7 protein-coding genes are annotated in these 5011 nt (G+C 69.0%); 5 read left to right on the forward strand and 2 right to left on the reverse strand.

Features of this window, described 5'->3' with window-relative positions:
- Positions 1-204: 204 nt before the first annotated feature.
- Positions 205-1032: a tetratricopeptide repeat protein gene (locus ACWENR_RS29550; protein ID WP_452280230.1), complete on the reverse strand. Its 828-nt coding sequence runs from the start codon at positions 1030-1032 to the stop codon at positions 205-207.
- Positions 1033-1210: 178 nt separating this feature from the next.
- Positions 1211-1486 (reverse strand): SbtR family transcriptional regulator, encoded by a 276-nt coding sequence (locus ACWENR_RS29555; protein ID WP_452280231.1) that lies wholly within the window; start codon positions 1484-1486, stop codon positions 1211-1213.
- Positions 1487-1848: 362 nt separating this feature from the next.
- On the opposite strand from ACWENR_RS29555, the gene ACWENR_RS29560 reads away from it, so the two are divergent.
- From ACWENR_RS29560 to ACWENR_RS29580, 5 genes are all read left to right on the forward strand, one after another.
- Positions 1849-2232, forward strand: a complete 384-nt coding sequence (locus ACWENR_RS29560; RefSeq protein ID WP_452280232.1) for a HEAT repeat domain-containing protein — start codon at positions 1849-1851, stop codon at positions 2230-2232.
- A 219-nt stretch (positions 2233-2451) separates the two neighbouring features.
- On the forward strand, positions 2452-2853 hold the full coding sequence (locus tag ACWENR_RS29565) for a YbaB/EbfC family nucleoid-associated protein (protein WP_452280233.1): 402 nt from the start codon (positions 2452-2454) through the stop codon (positions 2851-2853).
- Positions 2840-3160 (forward strand): type VII secretion target, encoded by a 321-nt coding sequence (locus ACWENR_RS29570; protein WP_452280234.1) that lies wholly within the window; start codon positions 2840-2842, stop codon positions 3158-3160. Before ACWENR_RS29565 ends, ACWENR_RS29570 begins: the two co-directional genes overlap by 14 nt.
- The gene (locus tag ACWENR_RS29575) at positions 3157-4464 is read left to right on the forward strand and encodes a WXG100 family type VII secretion target (protein WP_452280235.1); all 1308 of its coding nucleotides are present in this window, start codon (positions 3157-3159) and stop codon (positions 4462-4464) included. The genes ACWENR_RS29570 and ACWENR_RS29575 overlap by 4 nt, the downstream gene beginning before the upstream one ends.
- Complete coding sequence (locus ACWENR_RS29580) at positions 4464-4856, forward strand: hypothetical protein (RefSeq protein ID WP_452280236.1); 393 nt, start codon at positions 4464-4466, stop codon at positions 4854-4856. Before ACWENR_RS29575 ends, ACWENR_RS29580 begins: the two co-directional genes overlap by 1 nt.
- Positions 4857-5011: the final 155 nt, after the last annotated feature.

Consider the following 5011-nt stretch of genomic DNA (forward strand, 5'->3'; position numbering starts at 1 on the left):
CTTCTTCCCTAGACAAGAGGAATGATCGATCAAGGGCTGTCCCCATGATCAGCCGGGGTCGATGCCACCGCCCAGCAGGTTAAAGATCAAGCTAGCGGCAGATGCCGATCACCCACCTACGTCGCAGCCACGCTCGCGCCCGACCGTCCACGGTCACGCCGGCCATCAGGCCATGATCAAGATCTTCATGGCAGCGGGGATAGCTCAGAACCGGGGACGAAGCAGGTAGCGCCAGAAGAAACCCGACACCGCGACCGAGGCCATGCCTAAGACGGCTGCGGCTGCGGCGGCGTGGGTGCCGGCGTACCCCGCACCTGCCGCGATGACGCCGGCGACGCCCATCGCGATGGACACCTGGGGCCGTGTGAGCATCAGCGGCGCGTTACGGGCCGACCTCGCGACCAGGAGGCTGACAAAGCCGACGGCCACCGAGACAAGACCAGGCCACATGATCCAGCCAGCGTCGCGCGGCGCGTCGTCAACGGCGAACCAGCGAACCAGCAGCGCGACCCCGGCCGGGGTGGCCGCAAGCCATACCGCGACGGCCATGCTGTTGCGGCGGATCCTTCGGTGTTGCTCGGCGAGGTACCGCGCAGGGGCGCTGCTCGAATTCACGGCGAGCGCTCGCCGGAACAGCTCCTTGAACCGGGCCACGTCGCGATCGACGTGGAGGACGTTCACGGCGAGCAGGGCCAGAGCCTCATGATCATCGGGTGCAAGCTCCACCGCTCGCTTCGCGTCGGAATACGACGCCCGATGCCTGGCGAGCAGGGAATGAGCCAGCGCCCGGTGGCGGTGCGCCGCCACATCCTCGGGGCTGACCTCGATTGCCCGGCCGGCCGCATCGACCGCAGCGGCATGGTCGCCGGCCCCGATCAGCGCGCCGGCGAGGCGGCGCCACGCAACGGGGTCCTCCGGATGCGTCCTCAGATACGCGTGCAGCAGCGAAATGGCGGGCTCATATCGCTTGTCCCGAACCAGTTCACGCGCACGTGCGACGGCGTCGTCGACGTTTCCGGACTGCGACTCCATGCGACTGCTCCTCGTTCCCGCATGATCAGCGTGAAACGAAGTATCACCCGCGCCCGCGACCACGATGAAGACGGGAGCGTCACGCAGGTCCTGAGACCCGCAGCTGGTTGCCGGCGGTGATCCGCCAGCTGATGTGCGACGCGGTTCTGCCAGGTGATATGCAGGTCGCTCTCAGCGATTAGACGGCGGCTGGCGGCGGGTGGGGAAGCGGATGGGCGCCTTCCGGGCGTAGGCCGTCGAAGATGGCGAGATATCGCCGCCAGAGGTCGGGCGGGGCGTCTGGCGCGTAGCCGGTGACGTAGTTGGGCGCGCACATCAGCAGGATGACATCGGCGCCGGTGACGTCGGCTCGCACGGCGCCGTGCTCACGAGCCCGACCGACAAGCTCGTGCACGGTCCGGTACATCCGCTCGCTGGCCCGGTGTTCGTCGGGCTGGTCGAGGCCGTGGGCCACCGAGACGGCACCCAGGACGACCTCGGCGCGGCGGGCGAGATCACGGAAGCGGTCCTGGTCGTGCTTCTCGGTCCAGCCCGCCTAGCGCCTAGACCGCGAGGCGGGCGTGCAGCGTCACGTACCGCGTGCGGCGTGGTGGTGATGACGCCGGGGACCAGCGCGGCGGCATGGGAGCCGATGACCGTTTCCACGGCGAGGGGCTGACGGCCGGTGTCCTCCGGGGTGTCCGGCATAGCCGTCCACGCCGGGCGAGCGCTGCGAGCGTCACCGGCCCGGCAGGGGTTACAGACAGCTCGGTGTCATCGGTGGGTAGCTGGTCCCGACGGCACGTCGGATGCTCTCGACATCGGTAACCTGGGTCGATGGACTACGAGCAGGCACGCGCACAAGCCATGCGCAGCGCGGCCGGCAACTTCGACCGCTCGTTGGCCATGATGCGCAGCCGTGATCCACAGGCGATGGAGGACGGGTTCGGGCTGATGCGGGACATCGCTCGACAACATGTCCAGGAGCTGCTCGACGCGTACGGTCGGGAGGCTGACTACCGGACCCGGTTCCTGCTTCTGGAGCTCATCGGAGAGACCCGGTCGGCTCAGACGTTCGAGGTGCTGTCGACGGAGCTGCTGAACGACGACGAGAAGTTCAGCTCGCGGGCGGAACGTGGGTTGCGCCTGCTGGACACCAAGGAGGCTCGACGGCTGCTGTGGCAGCACCGGAGCAACCGGTCAGGATTCGCCGGTGCCTGACGAAGAGTAGCCAGGACCAGCTTGCGGGACGTCGGCCCTGATCTGCGTCGGACAGCCGCGCCAACCGACGACGACCATGTCGGCCCGGCCCTCATTCTGGCCGCCACGAGGGCGGGTGGTATTTGCGCGACATCCGGCGGCACACCACGCAGCGCCACCGATTGATAACGTGGCGGTCACACCGGCGGATCGGCGTCGATGCCCTGGGGAGGGTCAGCCATGTGGGCGGACGAAGCGGCGCTTGACGAGGCGACACGCCGGCTCGACGACTGGGAAGCCTCCATCGCGAGCCGGGCGGCCCGCGCGAGGGAGCTGTCCTCGCAGATGCAGGCGCTGCGAGGCACGGCGACCAGCCCCGATCGGGCGATCCAGGTCACCGTCGACTCGTCGGGCCTACTGGTCGACCTGCGGCTGGACGAACGCACCCGACAACGCTCCGCGGCGCACACCGCCCGGCAGATCCTGGAGACCACCCGGGCCGCGCACGCCGACCTCCTGAGCAGGATCACCGAGGCGACCACGGAAATCCTCGGTGCCGAGGATCCGACAGCGGCGGCGCTCGTCGAGTCGTACCGCCGCCGGCTGGATCCCGACCGGGGCACACCGGATGCCCGGCGATGAGGGCATCCAGGTCGAACCCGACGGCCTGACCCGCCACGCCGCACGCCTCGACCGCCGCGCCGACAACCTCGACACCGCCCGCCAGGCCGGCCAGCACGTCCGGTTGGGCACCGGGGCGTACGGGCAGCTCTGCGCGATCGTGCCGGTGCTGCTCGACGGCCTCCAGCAGACCCTGGTCCACGGCATCGACACCGCAGCCGGCTCGGTCCGCGACACGGCCGACAGGCTGCGGACCGGCGCCGACCGCTACCGGGCCGCCGATGCCCGGGCAGAGCAGTCACTGCAGCGGTTACGGAACAACCGGTGACCAGCAACCCGCTCGTCGCCACCCCCGCCGACACCCCGCCCAGCGCCTGGGCCGGCATCTGGATCTGCGAGGACATCGAACTCATCGCCCAGGGCGTCCGCAACGGCAGCTGGATCGACGGCACCCTCGGCGTGGTCAGCGCCGGCCTGGACGCCCTCGCCTTCGTCTCCGACCCGGTCGGCGCCCTGCTCCAGTACGGCATCGCCTGGCTGATCGAGCACGTGAAGCCGCTCAGCGAGGCACTGGACTGGCTCGCCGGCGACCCGGCGCAGATCACCGCCCACGCCCAGACCTGGCGCAACGTCGCCGCGTCGCTGCGCAAGGAGGCCGCCGAACTGGCCGCCGCCGTCCGTACCGACGTCGCAGGCTGGGGCGGCGGCGCCGGACCCGCCTACCGTGGCTGGGCCGCCGAGCAGCAGCAGGCCATCGGCGGGCTCGCCCAGGGCGCCGACACCCTCGCCGCCGTCACCGAGGGAGCCGCCGGCCTGGTCGCCGCCGTCCGGCTGCTGGTCCGCGACGCCATCGCCACCTGCGTCTCCCGCCTCATCGTGTACGCGGGCGAACTGGTCGTCACCGGCGGCTTCGCCGCGCCGCTGGTGGTGGAGCAGGTGACGACGTTGGTGGCGTCGTGGGCGGGGCGGATCGCGCGGCTGCTGCGAGGGCTGCTGGCGAGCCTGCGGCGGCTGATGCCGCTGATCCGGCGGCTCGGCGATCTGATCGAGAGGCTGAAGCAGGCACTCAACCGAATCGCAGGAATCGGTCCCTCCGACCGTATGGGAAGACGCCGGGACTGGGCGAACCCGGAGGACCGCCCGGCCGCACCGCAGCGACCACCAGACTCGCTCCTGCCCGCAGGCGATCCGGTGTATCACACTGATCATTCCACGGTGATCGGGTACGACGCGAGAACGATGCGCAACATGGAGAAGGTCCTTCCCCTTGAAGGCCACCATGATGTCGTCGTACACGGCACCGACAAGGGCTTCTTCGTCCCCGGTAAGGTCTCCGCCGAGGGGGCTGACATGAATGGGGTCCCGACCAGTGCGACACAGATCGTCACGGCGCTCAAGGAGAACCCTGCCTACAGCGGAGGGCCCGTCAGGCTCGTTTCCTGTTACTCCGGGGTGATCGACCCGAAGGCGCTCGGCTCGGTGCCGCTCGCCCAACAGGTCGCCGACGAACTCGGCGTCAGCGTCGTAGCCCCGACGGAAAGGGTGGGAACGAACCGGTGGGCGGCGGAACCGGAGCGCCCCACCGTGGCCGACGGTGGCGCCTGGGTGACCTTCGAACCGAAGGGATACTGATGAAGACTGTCGGCTTCTTCCGCGAACTCGGACCGAACCCGGTTGAGGTCTACGCGGAGAGCATTCAAGACCATCTGGGCCACGCCGCACTGCCGGACGCTGGGCTGGTGATCCAGTACCTACGCGATGGTCACGACCTGATCGACGTGATGGGGGCCGAGTCAGACGTTCTGGGCAGTGAGAAGCTCATCATCGGCGGGGCGTCAGTGATGACCGACGGGACCTGGCTCTGGCGCGAGGACCTGCGGTTCTACGTGGCCACCTACCATGTGCGTCTTCCCGAGGATTTCCTATCCTCCGTGCGAGCCAACAACTATCGAGTCCCCACCCTTCAGATCGAGGAACTGCGCGCTGCCAGCAAAGAGGCGATGCGCATGCTCGGATACCACTAGGGCCCGTTCCTGCAAACGTCACTTGGCGACAGTTGCCAGGCGCGGCGGCTCGCCGCCAGTTCTGAGAGCGTGTTTGAGAAGGTCTGTTGTGGACGGCGTGGTGGCATGACTTCCACCGGCGAGACGGGCAGGGTGGCGCGGTGTCTGCACGCCGT

The sequence above is a fragment of the Micromonospora sp. NPDC004336 genome, assembly GCF_053602615.1.

Bases quoted from the DNA above. Each gene is read 5' to 3' on its own strand.
- ACWENR_RS29550 (WP_452280230.1), bottom strand. From the start codon at position 1,032: ATGGAGTCGCAGTCCGGAAACGTCGACGACGCCGTCGCACGTGCGCGT.
- ACWENR_RS29560 (WP_452280232.1), top strand. From the start codon at position 1,849: ATGGACTACGAGCAGGCACGCGCACAAGCCATGCGCAGCGCGGCCGGC.
- ACWENR_RS29565 (WP_452280233.1), top strand. From the start codon at position 2,452: ATGTGGGCGGACGAAGCGGCGCTTGACGAGGCGACACGCCGGCTCGAC.
- ACWENR_RS29570 (WP_452280234.1), top strand. From the start codon at position 2,840: ATGCCCGGCGATGAGGGCATCCAGGTCGAACCCGACGGCCTGACCCGC.
- ACWENR_RS29580 (WP_452280236.1), top strand. From the start codon at position 4,464: ATGAAGACTGTCGGCTTCTTCCGCGAACTCGGACCGAACCCGGTTGAG.